The 17923-nt window shown below is 59.9% G+C and carries 18 protein-coding genes; 9 read left to right on the forward strand and 9 right to left on the reverse strand.

Features of this window, described 5'->3' with window-relative positions:
- Window positions 1–147 precede the first annotated feature (147 nt).
- Together CQ041_RS06835 and CQ041_RS06840 are read left to right on the forward strand one after the other, a co-directional pair.
- Window positions 148–2232, forward strand: a complete 2085-nt coding sequence (locus CQ041_RS06835) for a PAS domain-containing sensor histidine kinase (RefSeq protein WP_241090105.1) — start codon at window positions 148–150, stop codon at window positions 2230–2232.
- A gap of 70 nt (window positions 2233–2302) precedes the next feature.
- Entirely contained in the window at window positions 2303–2722 is a 420-nt protein-coding gene (locus CQ041_RS06840; protein WP_105521698.1) for a VOC family protein, read from the forward strand.
- A 61-nt stretch (window positions 2723–2783) separates the two neighbouring features.
- Here CQ041_RS06840 and CQ041_RS06845 read toward each other — a convergent pair whose 3' ends face one another.
- Window positions 2784–2981 carry a hypothetical protein gene (locus tag CQ041_RS06845; RefSeq protein WP_105521699.1) on the reverse strand — a complete coding sequence of 66 codons (198 nt, stop codon included), beginning with the start codon at window positions 2979–2981 and terminating at the stop codon, window positions 2784–2786.
- Between the two features lie 221 nt (window positions 2982–3202).
- On the opposite strand from CQ041_RS06845, the gene CQ041_RS06850 reads away from it, so the two are divergent.
- From CQ041_RS06850 to CQ041_RS06875, 6 genes are all read left to right on the forward strand, one after another.
- A complete protein-coding gene (locus CQ041_RS06850) occupies window positions 3203–3529 on the forward strand; it encodes a DUF2388 domain-containing protein (protein ID WP_105521700.1) in 327 nt (108 codons plus the stop codon).
- A 171-nt stretch (window positions 3530–3700) separates the two neighbouring features.
- Window positions 3701–4837: a succinylglutamate desuccinylase/aspartoacylase family protein gene (locus tag CQ041_RS06855; protein WP_105521701.1), complete on the forward strand. Its 1137-nt coding sequence runs from the start codon at window positions 3701–3703 to the stop codon at window positions 4835–4837.
- Between the two features lie 86 nt (window positions 4838–4923).
- The gene (locus CQ041_RS06860; protein WP_105521702.1) at window positions 4924–5691 is read left to right on the forward strand and encodes an ABC transporter substrate-binding protein; all 768 of its coding nucleotides are present in this window, start codon (window positions 4924–4926) and stop codon (window positions 5689–5691) included.
- Window positions 5692–5722: 31 nt separating this feature from the next.
- Complete coding sequence (locus CQ041_RS06865; protein ID WP_105521703.1) at window positions 5723–6679, forward strand: ornithine cyclodeaminase family protein; 957 nt, start codon at window positions 5723–5725, stop codon at window positions 6677–6679.
- Window positions 6680–6707: 28 nt separating this feature from the next.
- Window positions 6708–7826 (forward strand): aminotransferase, encoded by a 1119-nt coding sequence (locus tag CQ041_RS06870; RefSeq protein WP_105521704.1) that lies wholly within the window; start codon window positions 6708–6710, stop codon window positions 7824–7826.
- A 106-nt stretch (window positions 7827–7932) separates the two neighbouring features.
- On the forward strand, window positions 7933–8553 hold the full coding sequence (locus CQ041_RS06875) for a transcriptional regulator (RefSeq protein WP_105521705.1): 621 nt from the start codon (window positions 7933–7935) through the stop codon (window positions 8551–8553).
- A gap of 59 nt (window positions 8554–8612) precedes the next feature.
- Here CQ041_RS06875 and CQ041_RS06880 read toward each other — a convergent pair whose 3' ends face one another.
- The 6 genes from CQ041_RS06880 to pstS all read right to left on the reverse strand — a co-directional run bounded on the left by CQ041_RS06880 (window position 8613) and on the right by pstS (window position 13728).
- Entirely contained in the window at window positions 8613–9194 is a 582-nt protein-coding gene (locus CQ041_RS06880; protein ID WP_105521706.1) for a hypothetical protein, read from the reverse strand.
- The gene (locus CQ041_RS06885; RefSeq protein WP_105521707.1) at window positions 9194–9892 is read right to left on the reverse strand and encodes a hypothetical protein; all 699 of its coding nucleotides are present in this window, start codon (window positions 9890–9892) and stop codon (window positions 9194–9196) included. Before CQ041_RS06885 ends, CQ041_RS06880 begins: the two co-directional genes overlap by 1 nt.
- Before the next feature lie 32 nt (window positions 9893–9924).
- A complete protein-coding gene (pstB, locus tag CQ041_RS06890) occupies window positions 9925–10686 on the reverse strand; it encodes a phosphate ABC transporter ATP-binding protein PstB (RefSeq protein WP_371923004.1) in 762 nt (253 codons plus the stop codon).
- Window positions 10687–10762: 76 nt separating this feature from the next.
- The gene (gene pstA / locus CQ041_RS06895; protein ID WP_105521709.1) at window positions 10763–11656 is read right to left on the reverse strand and encodes a phosphate ABC transporter permease PstA; all 894 of its coding nucleotides are present in this window, start codon (window positions 11654–11656) and stop codon (window positions 10763–10765) included.
- Window positions 11653–12621: a phosphate ABC transporter permease subunit PstC gene (gene pstC, locus CQ041_RS06900; protein WP_105521710.1), complete on the reverse strand. Its 969-nt coding sequence runs from the start codon at window positions 12619–12621 to the stop codon at window positions 11653–11655. Before pstC ends, pstA begins: the two co-directional genes overlap by 4 nt.
- A gap of 75 nt (window positions 12622–12696) precedes the next feature.
- Window positions 12697–13728 (reverse strand): phosphate ABC transporter substrate-binding protein PstS, encoded by a 1032-nt coding sequence (gene pstS, locus CQ041_RS06905; protein WP_105521711.1) that lies wholly within the window; start codon window positions 13726–13728, stop codon window positions 12697–12699.
- Window positions 13729–13914: 186 nt separating this feature from the next.
- Between pstS and ppk2 the strand changes: the two genes are divergently transcribed.
- Window positions 13915–14832, forward strand: coding sequence for a polyphosphate kinase 2 (gene ppk2, locus CQ041_RS06910; protein WP_105521712.1), 918 nt, complete (start codon window positions 13915–13917; stop codon window positions 14830–14832).
- 72 nt (window positions 14833–14904) lie between these two features.
- On the opposite strand, the gene treS is transcribed toward ppk2, so the two are convergent.
- Window positions 14905–16971 carry a maltose alpha-D-glucosyltransferase gene (gene treS / locus CQ041_RS06915; RefSeq protein ID WP_105521713.1) on the reverse strand — a complete coding sequence of 689 codons (2067 nt, stop codon included), beginning with the start codon at window positions 16969–16971 and terminating at the stop codon, window positions 14905–14907.
- Window positions 16972–17116: 145 nt separating this feature from the next.
- Entirely contained in the window at window positions 17117–17920 is an 804-nt protein-coding gene (locus CQ041_RS06920; protein WP_105521714.1) for a LuxR family transcriptional regulator, read from the reverse strand.
- Window positions 17921–17923: the final 3 nt, after the last annotated feature.

Raw genomic sequence — 17923 nt, forward strand, 5'->3', positions numbered from 1 at the left:
GCCAGGCGGCGACACAACCCGCTGAACCTTTGCTCCCCGCCAATGCACTAAATATCAACAGAAACACCGCATCCTGGTCTTAAGGCCATCGATGGCGGTTCGAGTGGGCTGAGGTCATCAGCACTTCAGCGGGAGCACGTCCAAGCAATGCGTACTATTGATGGTTCTTCAAAGCAGTACGCCTTTCTCTCGGGTGGCGGTGAGATCGGGCAGCGCATGCGCACCCACGATTGGGCTGCCAGCCCTCTAGGGCCGCTGGACACTTGGCCACAATCGCTGAGATCCATGGTCTCCACCTGTTTGAACTCCCCCGTGCTGGGTACAGTGCTGTGGGGGCCAGACCTGCTGATGCTCTACAACGATGCTTACATCCCTTCGTTGGCAGATCGTCACCCCGATGCCCTGGGCAGGCCCGTTGCAGAAGTCTGGGGGGCGGCCTGGGAACACGTCTGCGCACCTTTCTATCATTGCCTGCAGACGGGCGAGGGTTTCTCGCAAGTCGACGTCGAATTGCCGATGGTTCGGCGGGGAAAACCGGAGCTCACCTATTGGAGCTTCAGCGCGGCGCCCATTCGTGGCGAAGACGGCACCATCGTCGGGCTCTTCAACCAGGGGCTGGAAATCACGGAGACCGTTCGCCGAGAACGAGAGCGCTTGCAAATCGAAGCGCAATTGCAGGCGTTGAACGAAACACTGGAACAGCAGATCCAGCAACGTAATCTCGAACTCAACCAGCTTTGGCATACCTCTCCTGATTTGCTTCTGGTCATCGATTTCCAGGGGGTATTCCTGCGGGTCAACCCCTCGTGGACGGCCTTGCTGGGTTATCAACCCGACGAGTTGGTGGGTCATCATGTCAACGAGTTTGTCGTGGAAGATGATCACGACGAAACCATCGAAGCTTATGTCCTCGCGGCCAACGGCGGGACGCCCCGCGTGGTGAACCGATACCGGCATAAGGATGGATCTTTGCGCTGGTTTTCCTGGGTGGCTGCACCTGCCGGCGACGTCACTTACGCTACCGGGCGTGACGTCACCTCGGAGAAAGGGCAAGCGCAAGCGTTGAAACGCGCTGAGGAGGCATTGCGTCAGTCGCAGAAACTGGAAGCCATCGGGCAGCTCACCGGCGGCGTCGCCCACGACTTCAATAACCTCCTGACGGTTATCAAATCCTCCGCAGACATGCTGAAAAAGCCGGACTTGCCCGGCCCGCGTCGTCAACGCTACGTCGGCGCCATTTCAGAAACGGTCGATCGGGCGGCCAAGCTGACCTCACAACTGCTCTCCTTCGCCAGACGACAAGCACTCAAGCCCGAGATTTTCGCAGCCTGTGACAGGGTCAAATCCCTCTCCGGCATGATGGAAACGTTGACGGGCTCCTTGATCAAGATCGTGACGGATCTACCTGACGAGCAATTGTTTGTAGAGGCTGACATCAGTCAATACGAAACGGCACTGGTCAACATGGCGCTGAACGGCAGAGATTCCATGGGCGGTGAAGGCCAACTGACGATCAACGTTCAACGGGTCGAGCAGATTCCTGCCTTGAGGGAGCAGCCGGCCATTGGCGGATCATTTGTAGCGGTGTCGATCACCGACGCGGGTGTCGGGATTGCCAACGATCGGTTCTCTGAAATTTTCGAACCTTTCTTTACCACCAAGCGAATCGGTCACGGCACCGGTCTAGGCCTCTCTCAGGTCTTCGGGTTCGCAAAGCAGTCTGGCGGAGAGGTCACGGTTCAGAGCGAGATAGGGCGTGGCAGTACGTTCACGTTGTACCTGCCCAGGGTCGAGAAGCCTGCCCCCCCGACTATTCTGGAGGAGCAAGAAGGTGTGCTGGAAGGCCACGGCACCTGTGTACTGGTGGTTGAAGACAATATTGATGTCGGTACCCTCGCCGTGCATTCCCTGATCGACCTGGGCTACGTACCGGTGCTGGCTGCCAACGCAGATGAAGCCCTGGCGGCACTGGAGGCCAATGCCGATCGCTTTGATGTGGTTTTTTCCGACGTGGTCATGCCAGGAATGAACGGCGTCGATCTTGCCCGCAGAATACGCGAGCAGTATCACGATCTCCCCGTTCTGCTCACCTCAGGGTATAGCCACATGCTGGCTCACAATGGTGCCTACGACTTTGAACTGCTGCATAAGCCCTATTCCATTGACCAACTGTCGCGACGTTTGCGCAAAGTGGCAGACTTGAAGCGACGTAAACGGATACAGAGCACTTGATCTCCTGCCTGGACGCAATGACGTTCATGGCTTGGACAATCGACTCAAAGAACCGAAAGGAGCGATCGCAATGCGCAACTTTTCCATTCAACGTATCGATCATGTTGTGCTCAGGGTGCGGGACATGGAGCGCAGCCTGGCGTTCTACACGTCTGTACTGGGATGTGAAGTGAGAAAACGCCGTGACGACCTTGGCCTGATTCACCTGAGCGCCGGTACCTCCCTGATAGACCTGGTTGATGTTACCGGGCCAATCGGTCGTCAGGGTGGGCAGCCGGCGGGTAAGCAGGAACACAACGTCGATCACTTCTGCCTTCGCGTCGAGCCGTTCGATGAACAGGCCATTCTGCGCCACCTGGCGAGTGCCGGTGTGCCCGCTGAAGCGGCCGAGATGCGATATGGCGCGGAGGGAACAGGCTTGTCGATTTACCTCAGCGACCCTGATGACAACCAGGTCGAATTAAAGGGCCCTGCTCTGCAGCCGGCTTGATGACCGTATGACCCGTCGAAAAAACCCGGCACAGCGGCCGGGTTCGTTACGCGAAAAAACGTCAGTTGTCTGGATGCTCAGGCGCGACTGAATCAGCGGCGTCCACATCCGACATGTCTTCTTCCAGCGGCGCTTCGTCGTCTGGCGGCAGCGGGATGTTGTCCTCGTCACGTTGCGGATCGTGCCCCGTCTCGTTGTCCGTACCGCGGGTGACGTCCTGCTGGGAAATGTTGCCAGGGGCATTCTCATTGATTTCCATGCTGGTACTCCGTTCTAACGCTCGGGATATCCGCGCTTAATCATGAGAGGTGGCAGGCCGCTACGAGTGCCGGCCATGAGACGAACGGTGATGGCTACACAAAAGCCCGTGATACCGGGTTGAGATCGGAAAACCGTGTCGCGCAAAACCGCCTGGGTCTCTCAGCCCCCCCTCCACTCTGCTATCGTGGCGCCCTCCTTGCGCAACGGAAGCGTCCCCACATGAAACCCTGGAAGATTGCCGTATTTACCAACCTGGCCTTGATCGGTCACCCAGCCTGCGCAGCCGAAAACAATAACCCGGTCCAAGGGGCGCTGATGCTCACGTCAGTCGCGCCCTTTGTGTTGGTCTCCGGCGCCACGGCACTCACCTCTGCGATCCCGGACGCGTTCAAGTCGTCCAAGAGCGATGCCCTTGTGTTCATTGGTTCCGAAGGCGAAATCCGCGGGGTGCAGTTTGAACGCGCGTCGCGCTATTACCGTTCAACCTACGGTGCACCGTTGATGTCCGACATGCAGTTGGCCATGGCGATTGCAGCGGCGAATTGAGCCTGGACGGACAGGCAGCCATGACTTAGTTCGATTTGCGGACTGGCGCTTCAGCGCAGCTGAAAGACGCATTCATAGACTTTTATTCCACAAATCTCACATAACAGGACTTGTATTCCATGGAATATATGTACAGTATGGACTTATTGTACATATTTGCAGGCATGGATCATGGCAACAACCGAGACAACCAGTCTTCCTTCCCACACGCCGGGAACCACCCATACCCTGCTCAAGCACAGCTTTGGCGGCGCTGACGCAGCACGCAGTGCCTACCTGCAAGCAGGCACCCACGCCGATGAACACCCCGGTTTGCTCGTGCTTCAACACGTCATTGGCCAGCTTCAGGTCTTGGAGCAACAGGGGCGCATCCTCGGTCACATCGTGATCGTCCCGTTTGCCAACCCGGTAGGTCTGGGCCAGCAGGTCTTCGGGCAGATGGTGGGACGCTACAACCTGGCAAACGGCGAGAACTTCAATCGCAATTTTCCCGACATCACCCAGCGTCTGATTGCAGAACTGAAGCACAACCCTCCCGCAAAAAATGACCTGCCCGCCATCAAGGCGCTGTTTGCCAAGGCACTCACTGCCAGCGCACCGAACGAAACCGTGGCCGCCAACAAGTACTGGCTGCTCAAGCAAGCGCTGGAGCACGACATCCTGCTGGACCTGCATTGCGACACATCGAGCATCCTGCATATCTACGCCAACCTGAACCAGCGCCAGCGCGCCCTTGACCTTGCCGTCGCCACCGGCGTTGACGCGGTGTTCCTGGAGGATGAAGCCGGCGGTCTGCCGCTGGATGAGTGCTACGCCAAGGCCTGGAAAGAAGTACTCAAGCTCGACCTGGTAGACACCGCGCACCTGGGCTTTTCCGCCACCCTGGAACTGCGCGGCCAGGCCGATGTGGACGACGACATCGCCGCCGAAGACGCCCGCGGAATCATTCGTTTCTTTCAGCGTGAAGGCCTGGTTGAAGCGGGCGCGGACGCGGTCGAGGCGCCCTGCCGTTCGCCAGTCACCGTGTATCCGCTGGAAGGCGTATCGCACCTCCTGGCGCCGGCAACAGGCATCGTCGCCTGGAAGAAACAGATTGGTGACGCCGTCGAGGTCGATGAAGTAATAGCGCAGATCGTGCCGGTGGACGGCGTCCTCGGCGCCCCTCGCTACGCGGTGTTGAGCAATGTCAGCGGCCGACTGATCGCCCGCCATCACGTCAAACTCGCCCGCTCCGGGCAGAAGATTGGAATGCTTGCCGGCACCACGCCCTTGCCGGAGAGACAAACAGGGAAGCTGATGGGCCTATAAAAAACACCCGCTGCACTTTTTTCTACTGCCTTTGCCCGGCGAGCACCTTGCTCGCTCACAACAACTACAGACAGGTAAAGATCACGATGAAACGCACGCTGCTACTCACCAGCCTTTTGCTTGGACTTTCCAGCGCCCACGCCGCCGATGCAGTAAAGATCGGCATCGAGGCCGCTTACCCGCCGTTTGCCTATAAGCAATCCAACGGCGAGCTGGCCGGGTTCGACTACGACATCGGCAATGCGCTGTGCAAACAGATGCAGGTGCAATGCACATGGGTCGAACAGGAATACGACGGCCTGATCCCTTCGCTCAAAGTGCGCAAGGTGGACGCCGTGCTGTCGTCGTTGTCGATCACCGCCGATCGCAAGAAATCCGTGGATTTCACCGTCCCTTACTACAAAAGCGCCGCGCGCCTGGCGATGAAAAGCGGCACGGCAGTGAGCGGCGACTTGTCCGGGCTGGCCGGCAAGCGCATCGGCGTACAGCGTTCAAGCATCCATGACCGTTTCGCGTCACAGGTCATGGCGGCCAAGGGCGCCGAGATCGTGCGCTACAGCTCGCAGAACGAAATCTATCTGGACCTGCAATCCGGTCGCCTGGACGGCACCCTCGCCGACGATGTGATCCTTGACCAGACGTTCTTGAAGAAACCCGCCGGCACCGGCTTTGCCTTCGTCGGCCCCAAGCTGACCGATCCAGCGTACTTCGGCGACGGTATCGGCATTGCCGTGCGCAAGGGTGACAGCTCGCTGGCCGAGCGTTTCAACGCAGCCATCAGTGCCTTGCGCAGCGATGGCCGTTATCAGGCGATCAATGCCAAGTACTTCGACTTTGACGTCTACGGCGAATAAGCCGTCCCACCCCTGACAAGAGCACGCAGCAATGGCCGATAACCACCCTCACCCGCAGGTCCTGCACGAGGACGACATCAAGGAACTGCTCCAGCACATCGACGTGCGTGACGCGATGCGCCGGTTGTTCAAGGCACTGTCACAAGGCAGCGCTGTTCAACCGCCGCAACAGGTGGTCGAATTTGCCAAGGGCGGCGACTTCATCAATTACCTGGGCGTGTTGAATGACGAACACGTCTACGGCATCAAGACTTCGCCCTACATCCCCACCCCGGGTCGCCCCATCGTCACCGCCTGGACCCTGCTGATGTCCATGCACACCGGCCGCCCGCTGCTGCTGGCCGAGTCGGGCTACCTGACCGCCCTGCGCACCGCCGCGACCACCGCGCTGGCAGTGGATCACCTGGCCCCCAGACAGGCGACCCGCCTGGCAATTGTCGGCAGCGGCCCCGTGGCGCTGGCGCACTTGAAGTTCGTGCAGGATTTGCGTGACTGGGAAAAAATCTCGGTGTACTCCCTGGAAATGGGCGCCATGGAACCTGAACAACGCGCAGCCATCGAGGCGATGGACCCGCGCATTGTGCTCTGCGAGGTGCAATCGAAGGCCACCGCCAATGCCGATGTGGTGATGTTGTGCACCTCATCCCCGAAACCGGTGCTGGCGCTCAATACCTTGAGCAAGCCGACCTTGATCACCTCCATCAGTACCAATGCGTTCCGCGCCCACGAAGTGCATCCGGACGAGCTGTCCAAAATGGATGTGTACTGTGACTACCTGAAAACCACGCCGGCATCGGCGGGTGAAATGGTGTTGGCCACCGAAAGTGGCGTGTGGAACGAAAAGGCGATCCTGGGCGACCTTGCCGAACTTGAATCGGGCACCGCTGCCCTCCCGAATTACAGCCGCCACGTGTTCTTCCGTTCCATTGGCCTAGGCCTGGAAGACGTTGCCATTGCGCTGGAACTGCACAAGCTGCTGCGCGGCTGACCCTCAAAACCACTGATCAGGATTGCTCATGAAAATAAAAGAATTCGGCGTTGAAATCTGGATGAACGCCTATGAAACCAAGTGCCGGTACAACTTGGCCGAGACCTGTGTCGAATCGATCACGATCGAGCAATTACTGGACTTTGCCGGCAAGAAAGACACCATCCTCAGCGAATTGCTGCCGATGAAAATGACCTACGGCGCCATCGAAGGATCGGATCGCCTGCGCGACAACGTGGCGCAGCTCTACACCGATCAAGCCAGGGAGAATGTGATCATCACCCACGGCGCCATCGGCGCGAATGCGCTGATCCACGAAACCCTGGTGGAGCCCGGTGACCACGTGATCTCGGTCTCACCGACCTACCAGCAGCATTACTCGATACCCGAGAGCTATGGCGCTGAGGTCTCGATCCTGCGACTGCGTGAAGAGAACGCCTTCCTGCCAGACCTGGAAGAACTGCGCGCCATGGCTCGCCCGGGCACGAAACTGATCGCCATCAACAACCCGAACAATCCTACCGGTTCGCTGATGGACCGTGCGCTGCTGGAACAGATCGTCGAGATTGCGCGTTCGGTTGGCGCCTACCTGCTGTGTGACGAGGTGTACCGCGGCATCGACCAGGAAGGTGACGGCTTCACCGTAGCGATTGCCGACTTGTATGAAAAAGGCATCAGCACTGCCAGCATGTCCAAGGCGTTCTCCCTCGCGGGCCTGCGCCTGGGCTGGATCGTCGCGCCCGTGGAGGTGATTCACGCGGTGTCCATCCACCGCGACTACAACACCATCAGCGTCGGCATGCTGGATGACCATTTCGCCTCCATCGCCCTGGAAAACAAAGACAAGATCCTGGCTCGCAACCAGCACATCACCCGTACCAACCTGGCGATGCTCGACCAGTGGATTGCGGCTGAACCGAAGGTCTCCTACGTCAAGCCCAAGTCGGGTACCACTGCCCTGCTGAAAATCGACACGGTGCTGTCGTCCAGGGACTTTTGCGTGAAACTGCTGGAAGGCAAAGGCGTGATGTTCACGCCTGGCAGCGCACTGGATATCGAAGGCTACGTGCGCATCGGCTATGCGAACAACCCCGAGGTGATGAAGGCAGGTTTGCAGAAAGTCTCGGAGTTCCTCGCCGAACTGTGAGTGCATGACGTTGCAAACCCGCGCCGGCTCTACCAGAGCCGGCGCTTTGCAGGGCGGTACAGCTGATATGATGCCGGCCATGAAACCAGGGACGTTGTCGTCAGACATGAAAAAATTCGAAAACTACAAGGTGATTGCCGATTGCATCGCCACGCTGCTTTTCCCCCACGCCGAAGTGATCCTGCACGAGGTGCACAGCCAGACTGTGGTGCATATCGCCAACAATTTCTCCAAGCGCAAACTCGGAGATGACTCGGCACTGGACGAATTGCCGGGCGATTTCGACAGCGTCTCCACCCTGGGTCCCTACGAGAAGCTCAACTGGAACGGCCAGAAGGTCCGCTCCATCACCGCTGTTCTGCGCAATGACCACGGTGTTGCAGAAGTGCTGCTGTGCATCAACATCAATTTCTCGGTCCTCGAGCAGGCCAAGGATGCGCTCAATGCGTTCTTCCAGGTCAGCCGCCTGATCCCGCAGCCCGACGCACTGTTCCGCGATGATTGGCAGGAGCGTATCAACACCTTCCTGCACACCTGGCTCAACGAACGCCAACTCTCACTCAATACCCTGCGCATGAAAGAAAAACGCGCGTTGATCGAAGCCCTCTATGCCGAGGGCGCGTTCGATGGGCGCAGCGCCGCCGATTACCTGGCCAATGTGCTGAACATGGGCCGGGCAACGGTCTACAAGTACCTCAAGGAATTGCGCGAAAGCGACGCGGGTTGACCGGCTGCGTGGTCAACAAACAGGTAGATGGGATGTGTCAGTAAGACCTGATTTACACCTCAGGAAGAAAACACTTCCCCACCCTGAACCGGCACCCTGCGCGGTTGCTGCTGCCAGGCCAGTTGCGTCTGCACCTGAGCCACGGCCTCCAGCACGCGATGGGTCCATTGCGCATCGTCCGGGCGCACCACCGCCACGCGGAACCCGTGGTGCTGACCTTCGGTCTTCACGCCCTCGGAATCGTCCACATGCAGGTCGATGTCAAAGGCGCTCGGCAGTTTCGACGGCGAGTTCACCATTCCGCGCTCACTCAAGGCCTCGGCGTGGCGCACGCTGTTGACCACGCCGTCGACGTGAATGCCATACAGCATCAGCCAGCGCCGGATGTAGGCCGGCGTGCGGCCTGAAGAGGTGTATACCCACACACTGCAATCCTGGCGACGCAGCTCGCGGATCAGCTCGCGCGTGCCCTGGCGCAGCGGTTCGCCGAACCAGCGGTGCAGGCATGCCGGCAGCTTGCTGGCTTCGACCGCGCTGTGATCCAGCTGACAGGCCAGGGTGTCATCGATATCGAACGAAATACGCACGCGTTGACGCTTGAACACGTCGTTGAGGCTGTCGAGCACTGCAATACTTCCCATCAGAGGCCACCCTGTGATGCGGACACCGGGGTGTCGTCGAGGAAGAATTCCCTGGGGTCCGGGGCGTTATCTTCCAGGAACGCGGCGTATTTTTTCTTGATCTTGGGCAATTCGTACAACGCTTTCACACCATGTTTGGCTGAGTTGCGGATGACCGAGGACGGGTTGAAGTAGCCTTCCGCGTTGTCCAGGGTCAGCACGAACGGCGGCAACCCGGCGCGCATCAGCAGGTAGCTAACGATCAGCGAACCGCTGCGGTGGTTGCCTTCGATGAACAATTGCGGCTTGCTCAGGATGCGCACGTAGACGCCGGCCGCGCGCTTCCACGGCGATTCGTTGTGGTGCTTGGCGTACCAGCAGTGCAAATCCTTGATGCCGCCTTCCACATTGTTGAAAAAATGCGCTTCGGTGGCCGTCAGGTGCTGGGCGTATTCCAAGCGACGAACCGGGTCCTTGCCGCACAACACAGTGGCGTTGATCTCCAGCATCAGGTTGACCTGTTGCAGGTCGAACAGATCGACACCACGGGCGACATAGTCGTCAACCAGGGCATAGCCATCCAGCACGTTCTGCAGCACTTCGTCCGTCAACGGGTCGCGCGGCTCGGTGAAATCCCGGCTGAGTGCGGCGAAACGGCCCTGCACTTCACGCAGTGCGCGTTCAATCGCGTGCAAATCAAGACGACGTGGTGCAGACATTGGCAATCCTGGAAAAACAGTGGATGAGTCGGTCAGCTGAACTTGCCGCTGATGTAGTCCGAGGTCATTTGTTCGCGCGGGTTTTCGAAGATCTGCGCGGTCGGGCCCATTTCCACCAGGTAGCCGGTACGCGTGCCCTGGGAAATATCCACCGAGAAAAACGCGGTGGTATCCGCCACACGGATCGCCTGCTGCATGTTGTGGGTCACCAGGGCAATGGTGTAGTCCTTTTTCAGCTCGACCATCAGCTCCTCGACACGGCGGGTAGCGATGGGGTCGAGTGCCGAGCAGGGTTCGTCCAGCAGCAGCACTTCCGGCTCGGTGGCAATGGCGCGGGCGATGCACAGACGCTGTTGCTGGCCGCCGGACAGCGACAGGCCGCTGACCTTGAGCTTGTCCTTGACCTCATCCCACAATGCCGCGCCTTGCAGGGCGTGCTTGACGCGGTCGCCCAGGTCGCCCTTGTAGCGGTTCAGGCGCAGGCCGAACGCGACGTTGTCGAAGATGCTCATCGAGAACGGGTTGGGCTGCTGGAACACCATGCCGATGTAGCGGCGCACCACCACCGGGTCGACGCCCTTGCCGTAAACGTCCTGACCAAGGAAGTGCACGTGGCCTTCGAAGCGGAAGCCCTTGACCAGGTCATTCATGCGGTTGAGGCTGCGCAGCACGGTGGATTTACCGCAGCCGGACGGGCCGATGAAACCAGTGATCTTGTTCTTTTCGATCGGCACGTGGCTGTCACGCACCGCCAGGAAGTTGCCGTAGAAAATCTTGTCCAGCTTGCAGTCCATGACCACAGGCGCCTGGGTAATCATTGGAGCGGCGATTTGCGCAGTAGAGGCGTTCAAAATTAAGGTGCTCCCTTTCTCAATACTTGGGCTTGCCGAAAATACGGCTCACGACATTGACGACCAGCACGATCATGACCAGCACCAACGAAGCCGCCCAGGCGAGTTCCAGCTGGTTGTCGAACGGCATGCCGGAGAAGTTGTAGATCAGCACCGCCAGGGACGCAGTCGGGTTCATCACCGCCAGGTCGCCGTTGTGGTAGATCCAGTAGTTGCTGAACAACGCAGTAAACAGCAGCGGCGCGGTTTCGCCGGCGGCACGTGCCACGGCGAGCATGACGCCGGTAAGGATCGCCGGCATGCCGGTTGGCAGGACGATCTTCCAGATCACTTGAGAGCGGGTGCAGCCCATGCCGTAGGCGGCGTCTTTCATGATCTTGGGCACCATGCGCATCGATTCTTCGGCGGTGAGTACCACGATCGGCAGCATCAGCACCGCCAGGGCCACGCCACCGGCAGGCGCCGAGTAGGTGCCAGTGGTCATCACCACCAGGGCGTAAGCGAACACACCGGCCAGGATCGACGGCAGGCCGGTGAGCATCTTCGCGGCAAACCGCGCAGCGTTCGCCAGCTTGCTGTCCGGGCCCAGTTCGGCCAGGAAGATTGCCGCCATGATGCCGACCGGCACGGCGATGGCCGCCGCGATGCCAACCATCACAAAGGTACCCGCCATGGCGTTGCCGAAACCGCCGCCCGTCTCGAAACCGGTGGGCGGCAGCTCGGTGAACACTTCCAGGCTCAGGCGTGCGCCGCCACGGGTGATCAGCATGTACAACACTGAAATCAGCGGCACGCTGGCCACCAGGGCACCCGCCCAGACCAGGGTGGTCAGTACCAGGCTGCGCAGGGCACGGCCTTCGAAGCGGCGTTGCAGGCTCGGCAGCGCGGCGATGGGAGACGAAAGGTTAGTCATTGTTTTTGACCCCGCTGGGCGTAGAGCATGATCATCGAGCCGAGGATGTTCACCACCAGGGTGATGAACATCAGCACCAGCGCGGCATACATCAACACTTCGATCTCGGTGGGGCCGGCTTCCGGGAAGTTCAGCGCCAGCAAGGCCGCCAGGGTGTTGGCCGGGGCAAACAGCGACAGCGAAATGTTGTTGGCGTTGCCCACCAGCATGGCCAGGGCCATCGTTTCACCCAGCGCCCGGCCAAGGCCTAGCACCAGGGAGCCGAAGATACCGGTGGCGGCGGACGGCACCATGACCTTGAGAATCGCTTCCCAGTGGGTGGTACCCATGCCGTAGGCAGCCTGTTTGGTTTTCATCGGCACGGCGGTGAGTGCGTCCTGGGACACGGCGGCAATGGTCGGCAGAATCATGATCGCCAGGACCAGCGCCGCCGGCAGCAGGCCTGGGCCGCTGAGGGAGGTGCCGAAAAACGGGATCCAGCCCAGTTCGCTGTTCAGCCAGGTCGTCAGGGGACGAATCGCCGGGATCACCACGTAGATGCCCCACAGGCCATACACCACACTGGGGATGGCGGCGAGCAACTCGACGATGGTGCGAAAGACAGCGGCCAACTTGGCCGGCAAGAAATCTTGGGTAAGGAAGATCGCCATGCTCACGCCGAAAACCCCGGCGATCAGCAGAGCGATGAAAGCGCTGTACAGCGTGCCCCAAATAGCCGGCAGAATGCCGTACTTGCCTTGGTTCACATCCCAGACGCTGCCGAACAGCACGTCAAAACCATGCTTTTCCATGCCTGGCAATGCCTTGCGCCCTACTTCGAAAACCAGCGCAAAAACCACCGCCAGCACCAGCACGACGCCGATGCGTGCAAGCGCACGGAAGGTGCGGTCAACCAAAAAGTCCTTGGTGGACGGTGGCTGGCAAGCAGAATCCGGGTTACCCGGTACGACGAAAGGTGTGTTCATTGGCGAGTTCCGGAGCAGAGGGGAAAACTCTTCCGGCCAGGCGTACTGCCCGTGCCGGAAGAGGCCTCGCGAGTCTTACTGGATGTTGGCGGATGCTTTGCGAACCTGGTCGACAACCGACGGCGGCAGCGGGATGTAGCCCATCGAGTCAGCGATTTTCTGACCTTCGGTCAGGCTGTACTCGACCATGTCACGCATGGCCTTGGCCTTGGCCGGGTTGCCGTTGTCCTTGCGGAAGATCATCCAGGTGTAGGACGTGATCGGGTAGGACTTGGCGCCATCCGGGTCCGGCAGCCAAGCCACCAGGCTGTCCGGCATCTTCACGGCGGCCAGTGCTTCGGCACCGCTTTCGGCGTTAGGCACGACGTATTTGCCAGCCTTGTTCTGCAGCTCGGCGAAATCGACCTTGGCCAGCTTGGCGAAGCCGTATTCGATGTAGCCGATCGAGCCTGGGGTCTGGCGTACAGTGGCGGTCACGCCGTCGTTTTTAGGCGACTTGATGAATTTGTCAGTGGCTGGCCAGTTGACGGTGTTGCCTTCACCCAATGCCGTCTTGAACTCAGGGTTGATGGTTGCCAGGTGCTTGGTGAACACAGCGGTGGTGCCGCTGGAGTCGGCACGGACCACCACGGTGATTGGCGAATCGGTCAGCTTGATGCCTGGGTTGGCGGCGACGATTTGCGGGTCGTTCCACTTGGTGATCTTGCCCAGGAAGATGTTGGAGTACACATCACGCGGCAGCTTCAGGCCCTTCGGGTTACCCGGCAGGTTGTAGGCCAATACGATTTCACCGGCGGTCATTGGCAGCAGTTGCGCGCCTTCGGCAACCTTGGCGATGTCTTCGTCTTTCATGGCCGAGTCGCTGGCGGCGAAGTCGACGGTCTTGTTCAAGAAGTCCTGCACGCCTGCGCCGCTACCTTTGGACTGGTAGTCAACGGTCACACCGTCGGATTTCTTGCTGAAATCCTTGAACCAGGTGAGGTAGATCGGAGCCGGGAAGCTGGCGCCAGAGCCTGTCAGGCGCACGCTTTCTGCTGCAAAAGACAGGGAGGAACCGCACAGCGAAACCGTGACGGCGAGTGCAGCAGACTTCATCAAACTTTTCATCTAAGAAACTCGTTGTGATTACGGGCTGAGGCAGAGTGCAGCAGTCTTGTTACGGTTTTGTGAACGTGCAGTGGCAAAACGCCCGTTTTCCTGACTGGGCGTGAGAAAAATCAACGTTTTGTGTAATCCGCCGGTAACAAATTGCAACTAACACTGGGCGACTTTCCTACAACGCGAGGGCCGCCCATGTCTTTCACCGATGACACCCTGATCCAGCGCATCCACCGCGAATTGCTCGACCACAGTGACGAAGAGCTGGAGCTGGAGCTTGCCGAAGACGGCCACGACCTTAATGCACTGTTTGACGACCATGTGCAGGAAGGCACCGAAAAAGACGCGCGGCGGGTTTACTTCAGCGAGTTGTTCCGCCTGCAAGGCGAGCTGGTGAAACTGCAGAGTTGGGTGGTCAAGACGGGCCACAAAGTGGTGATTCTGTTCGAAGGCCGGGATGCGGCCGGCAAGGGTGGCGTGATCAAGCGCATCACCCAGCGCCTGAACCCACGCGTCTGCCGCGTCGCCGCCCTGCCCGCGCCGAATGACCGTGAGCAGACCCAGTGGTATTTCCAGCGTTATGTGTCACACCTGCCGGCCGCTGGCGAAATCGTGCTGTTCGACCGCAGCTGGTACAACCGAGCAGGCGTCGAGCAGGTCATGGGGTTCTGCAATGACGACCAGTACGAAGAGTTCTTCCGCACCGTGCCGGAGTTCGAGCGCATGTTGGCCCGCTCCGGTATTCAGGTGATCAAGTACTGGTTTTCCATCTCCGACCAGGAACAGCACGTGCGCTTCCTGAGCCGCATCCATGACCCACTCAAGCAGTGGAAACTCAGCCCCATGGACCTGGAGTCGCGCCGTCGCTGGGAGGCCTATACCAAGGCCAAGGAAATCATGCTGGAGCGCACCCATATCGCCGAGGCCCCTTGGTGGGTGGTGCAGGCGGACGATAAAAAGAAGGCCCGGCTCAACTGCATCCACCACTTGCTGGGGCAGATGCCTTACGAGGAAGTGGAACTGCCGGTGGTCGAGTTGCCACAGCGCGTGCGGCAAGAGGACTATTCCCGCAACCCCACTCCGCCGGAACTGATCGTGCCGCAACGCTACTGATCCACTTTGTCCACTGCCCCAGCGGGCGATGGTGGGAGGGACTTGCTCCCTCCCACGCTTGACCTGGGTGGCTCAAGACAGTGGCGTGCTGCTGATGACACGCAGTGCCAAGCCTTCATAGGCATCCAGGGTAATAGTGAATTCGCCCTCGGCGGTCAAATCCCCTTCCACACGCTCGTTGATGATGTCCACCACCAAACCGGCCGCGATGTCTGGCAGGTGCAGGGTTTCGGTAATCGGCGTAGCGCCAAAATTCAACGCGGTGATTTGCGTGCCCTTGCCGGCCGGCAATTCATGCACCATCACCAGCAGCCCCGGGTGCTGCACGTCCGGCACCAGGATCTGGCGACTCGCGGCGATATCGTAGGCGCGGCGGACGGCGAGGATTTTCTGCAACTGCGAGGCGAAGGACTCCGGATCCTGCAACTGGCTGTTGAGGCTGCCATACAGCGTTTTTGACCGCGGCATCTGCCCCGCCGACAACTCAGCGTGCGGGTTCAGGTCCACCAGGTCATAGGCGCCGCGGTGAATCCAGCGCGTATCGCCATCCTGCATCAAATGCTCGACCGCTTCAGGCGCCAACGGCAAGGCGCCCACCAAGTCCCATCCGGACAACGCAAACACTCCCGGCTGCATGGCGTTGTACATCACCAGCAGCAGGTGGATCTGGCGAATCTGCTCGATATCCGCTGGGGTGATCGCGTCCAGGTCACGAATGCCCAGCGCCGCGGTAATGATACTGGCGGTGGTGCACGACACCCCGTTGGTCACGAACTTGAGGTTGTACGGCGCATGCTCGCCGGCCAGGCGCTCATACATCTGCTCGCGAATATGCTCGCGCAGGATATTGCCGGGGAACGTCTGGCCCTGATAGAGGAACGTGTCGTGGGCGTGCAGGGTCCAGAAATGCACCAGTTCCAGGGTCAGCTCATCGTGGTTCTGCAGGGCGTGGATCAATGAACCAGGGTCGATGCCCAGGCTGTGCATCTGGCGCAGCATCAGGCGCAGGAATTCGGTATCGCCCATCAGCAACGCATGCTGGTAGGCCGGCCGGGTGATGAAGTCGTAGGACAGATCGGCGCCGCCGTGGGACATGGCAGCGATGTCGTCCACCGTAAGGTTCAACTCCTGGAAGCTGAAACCGCCGGCCTTGCGGATCGCCCCGCCGATCAACTGGTTGCCGGTGATCGACAGCGGGTGGCTTTCGGACCAGGCATTGCCCTCGAGCTTGCGCTCGACGCCAAGAAAACCGTTGGCGTCCAGGCGCAGGATCTTCGCGCCCATCACATCGATGGCATGCAGGGCATCGCCGATGATCATCTGCTGCGCGGCGAACGTCGGGTCCAGCCAGTTGAGTGACGGCTGGCCTTCCTTGAAATAATGCAGGTACACCCAACGGCGCGGTTTGCCATCCACCCCGACCACCACGGGCGTGGCGCTCCAGTCGGTTTCCTTGACGCCGGGTTCGAAAAAGATCACGCGCTGCAACTGCCCGACGATGTAGTGTTTGTCCCGCAGCGTATCCACCTGGACCGGGCTGAGGTTCTGCGCATCGCGGCCTTCAGCGACGTCGGGCAGCAGCGGCCAGTCTTCCTCGCGGATTTCCACCATGTGGTAGAGGCCGGGGTAATCCTCATACGCCATCTCGGCCAGGCGAAAGTCCGCGCCCTTGCCGGTATGGGACGGGATCACGTCGTCAATGATCACCGCGTTGTGCGCCGCCGCCATGCGCGTCATGGCCTGCAACTGGGCTTCGGTGCCCAGTTGGGGGTCGATGTCGAAGCTGATGCGGTCGAAATTGCCATCGATGGTCGGCGTGTGGCGCGTGCCACTGAGGCCGCCGGATTTTTTCAGCGGGCCGTTGTGAATGCCCTGGATGCCAATCTTCGACAGCGCATGCCACAGGCTTTCATCGCCCAAGGCCTCCAGTACCGTGCCGCCGTCACGGGTGACGATGGACGCCGGGTACGCGGTAAACCACACCGACGACAGCGCGGTCGCATCCCGAGGCCGCGTCTGGGCATACGGCTGCTGCCACAACCGGCCCTGGCCCGAATACAGCTTGGCGCGCTGGCGTGCTGCGTGCAGCATCGATTGTTCCACCAGCCAGCTCACATGGTTGTTTTCAGCCGCCGTCATAAGCCCAGTCCCTGTCGTCTTGAAATGGTGTTCGTAGACATATGAGGGGCATGGGGGCCAATCGTTGCATTGGAAACGACAAAGCGGCCGCAGCCACCCTGCAGGCGCAAGCTGGCTCGCAACAGTCGTCAGCGCCGATGCGCGCCTACAAGGGCCCGGTGAGGTAACCGATGAACAAGCGGAATAGCTCGGCATTGGTGGAGATGTCGAGGCGTTGGTAGATGTTGTGTTTGTGCACCTTCACGGTGCCTTCGGAAATATTCAGCACCGCCGCGATGGAGGTGCTGCTGTGGCCTTGCAGGATCAGCTTGGCGATGTAGCGTTGGGTCTCGGTGAGTTGGCCCTGGAGGATATGCACGAAGGCGTCCTCGGAGCGTGCGTCGGTGCTCTCGGTGTTGGAGTAGAAATCGCTGTGCCGGAGCCGGCAGTGCAACTCCAGCAAGGCGCTGATCACCGGTGCGAGGGATTCCAGGGCCTTGATCTCGCTGGACAGGAACGCACCATTCCTGAGGTTGCGCATCAGCGAATACACAATCGCCACGCGTGGCTGTACCGGCACGATAAAGCCGATCTCCTCGATCTGCGTGCCGTGCTCGGACGACACGCAGGGGTGCAGGTCCTGGGAAATGGAAAACCCCGAGGAAAAGAAGCAGTCCGGCGCCAGGTCACTCATGCGCCATACCCCGGCCGGGTGGTCGTTGATGCAGGCCACGTAGAACGGGTCAAGCAAGTACCCGCCCCGGATGTAGGCGCTGAGGGTCTTGTCCGGCACCGACTTGTTGTAGCCGTTGTGGAACAGCAAGGGCGACTGGTTGAAGCGGAACAGGTAACCGCAACTCATCTCGAAACCCAAGGTGGCTCGAAGCGCGGAATCGATACTCGCCCCCAGGCGATCGGTGCCCACGGCACCGATCAGGGTCGAGAGCATCTGCGCGTCTGCGTCTCTCATGGT

This window comes from Pseudomonas sp. MYb60 (assembly GCF_002979555.1).
Lineage (GTDB): Bacteria > Pseudomonadota > Gammaproteobacteria > Pseudomonadales > Pseudomonadaceae > Aquipseudomonas.

What these genes read in the sequence shown, in the direction of transcription:
- CQ041_RS06835 (WP_241090105.1), top strand. Translation starts at nt 148, where the DNA reads ATGCGTACTATTGATGGTTCTTCAAAGCAGTACGCCTTTCTCTCGGGT.
- CQ041_RS06840 (WP_105521698.1), top strand. Translation starts at nt 2,303, where the DNA reads ATGCGCAACTTTTCCATTCAACGTATCGATCATGTTGTGCTCAGGGTG.
- CQ041_RS06845 (WP_105521699.1), bottom strand. Translation starts at nt 2,981, where the DNA reads ATGGAAATCAATGAGAATGCCCCTGGCAACATTTCCCAGCAGGACGTC.
- CQ041_RS06850 (WP_105521700.1), top strand. Translation starts at nt 3,203, where the DNA reads ATGAAACCCTGGAAGATTGCCGTATTTACCAACCTGGCCTTGATCGGT.
- CQ041_RS06855 (WP_105521701.1), top strand. Translation starts at nt 3,701, where the DNA reads ATGGCAACAACCGAGACAACCAGTCTTCCTTCCCACACGCCGGGAACC.
- CQ041_RS06860 (WP_105521702.1), top strand. Translation starts at nt 4,924, where the DNA reads ATGAAACGCACGCTGCTACTCACCAGCCTTTTGCTTGGACTTTCCAGC.
- CQ041_RS06865 (WP_105521703.1), top strand. Translation starts at nt 5,723, where the DNA reads ATGGCCGATAACCACCCTCACCCGCAGGTCCTGCACGAGGACGACATC.
- CQ041_RS06870 (WP_105521704.1), top strand. Translation starts at nt 6,708, where the DNA reads ATGAAAATAAAAGAATTCGGCGTTGAAATCTGGATGAACGCCTATGAA.
- CQ041_RS06875 (WP_105521705.1), top strand. Translation starts at nt 7,933, where the DNA reads ATGAAAAAATTCGAAAACTACAAGGTGATTGCCGATTGCATCGCCACG.
- CQ041_RS06880 (WP_105521706.1), bottom strand. Translation starts at nt 9,194, where the DNA reads ATGGGAAGTATTGCAGTGCTCGACAGCCTCAACGACGTGTTCAAGCGT.
- CQ041_RS06885 (WP_105521707.1), bottom strand. Translation starts at nt 9,892, where the DNA reads ATGTCTGCACCACGTCGTCTTGATTTGCACGCGATTGAACGCGCACTG.
- pstB (WP_371923004.1), bottom strand. Translation starts at nt 10,686, where the DNA reads ATGGACTGCAAGCTGGACAAGATTTTCTACGGCAACTTCCTGGCGGTG.
- pstA (WP_105521709.1), bottom strand. Translation starts at nt 11,656, where the DNA reads ATGACTAACCTTTCGTCTCCCATCGCCGCGCTGCCGAGCCTGCAACGC.
- pstC (WP_105521710.1), bottom strand. Translation starts at nt 12,621, where the DNA reads ATGAACACACCTTTCGTCGTACCGGGTAACCCGGATTCTGCTTGCCAG.
- pstS (WP_105521711.1), bottom strand. Translation starts at nt 13,728, where the DNA reads ATGAAAAGTTTGATGAAGTCTGCTGCACTCGCCGTCACGGTTTCGCTG.
- ppk2 (WP_105521712.1), top strand. Translation starts at nt 13,915, where the DNA reads ATGTCTTTCACCGATGACACCCTGATCCAGCGCATCCACCGCGAATTG.
- treS (WP_105521713.1), bottom strand. Translation starts at nt 16,971, where the DNA reads ATGACGGCGGCTGAAAACAACCATGTGAGCTGGCTGGTGGAACAATCG.
- CQ041_RS06920 (WP_105521714.1), bottom strand. Translation starts at nt 17,920, where the DNA reads ATGAGAGACGCAGACGCGCAGATGCTCTCGACCCTGATCGGTGCCGTG.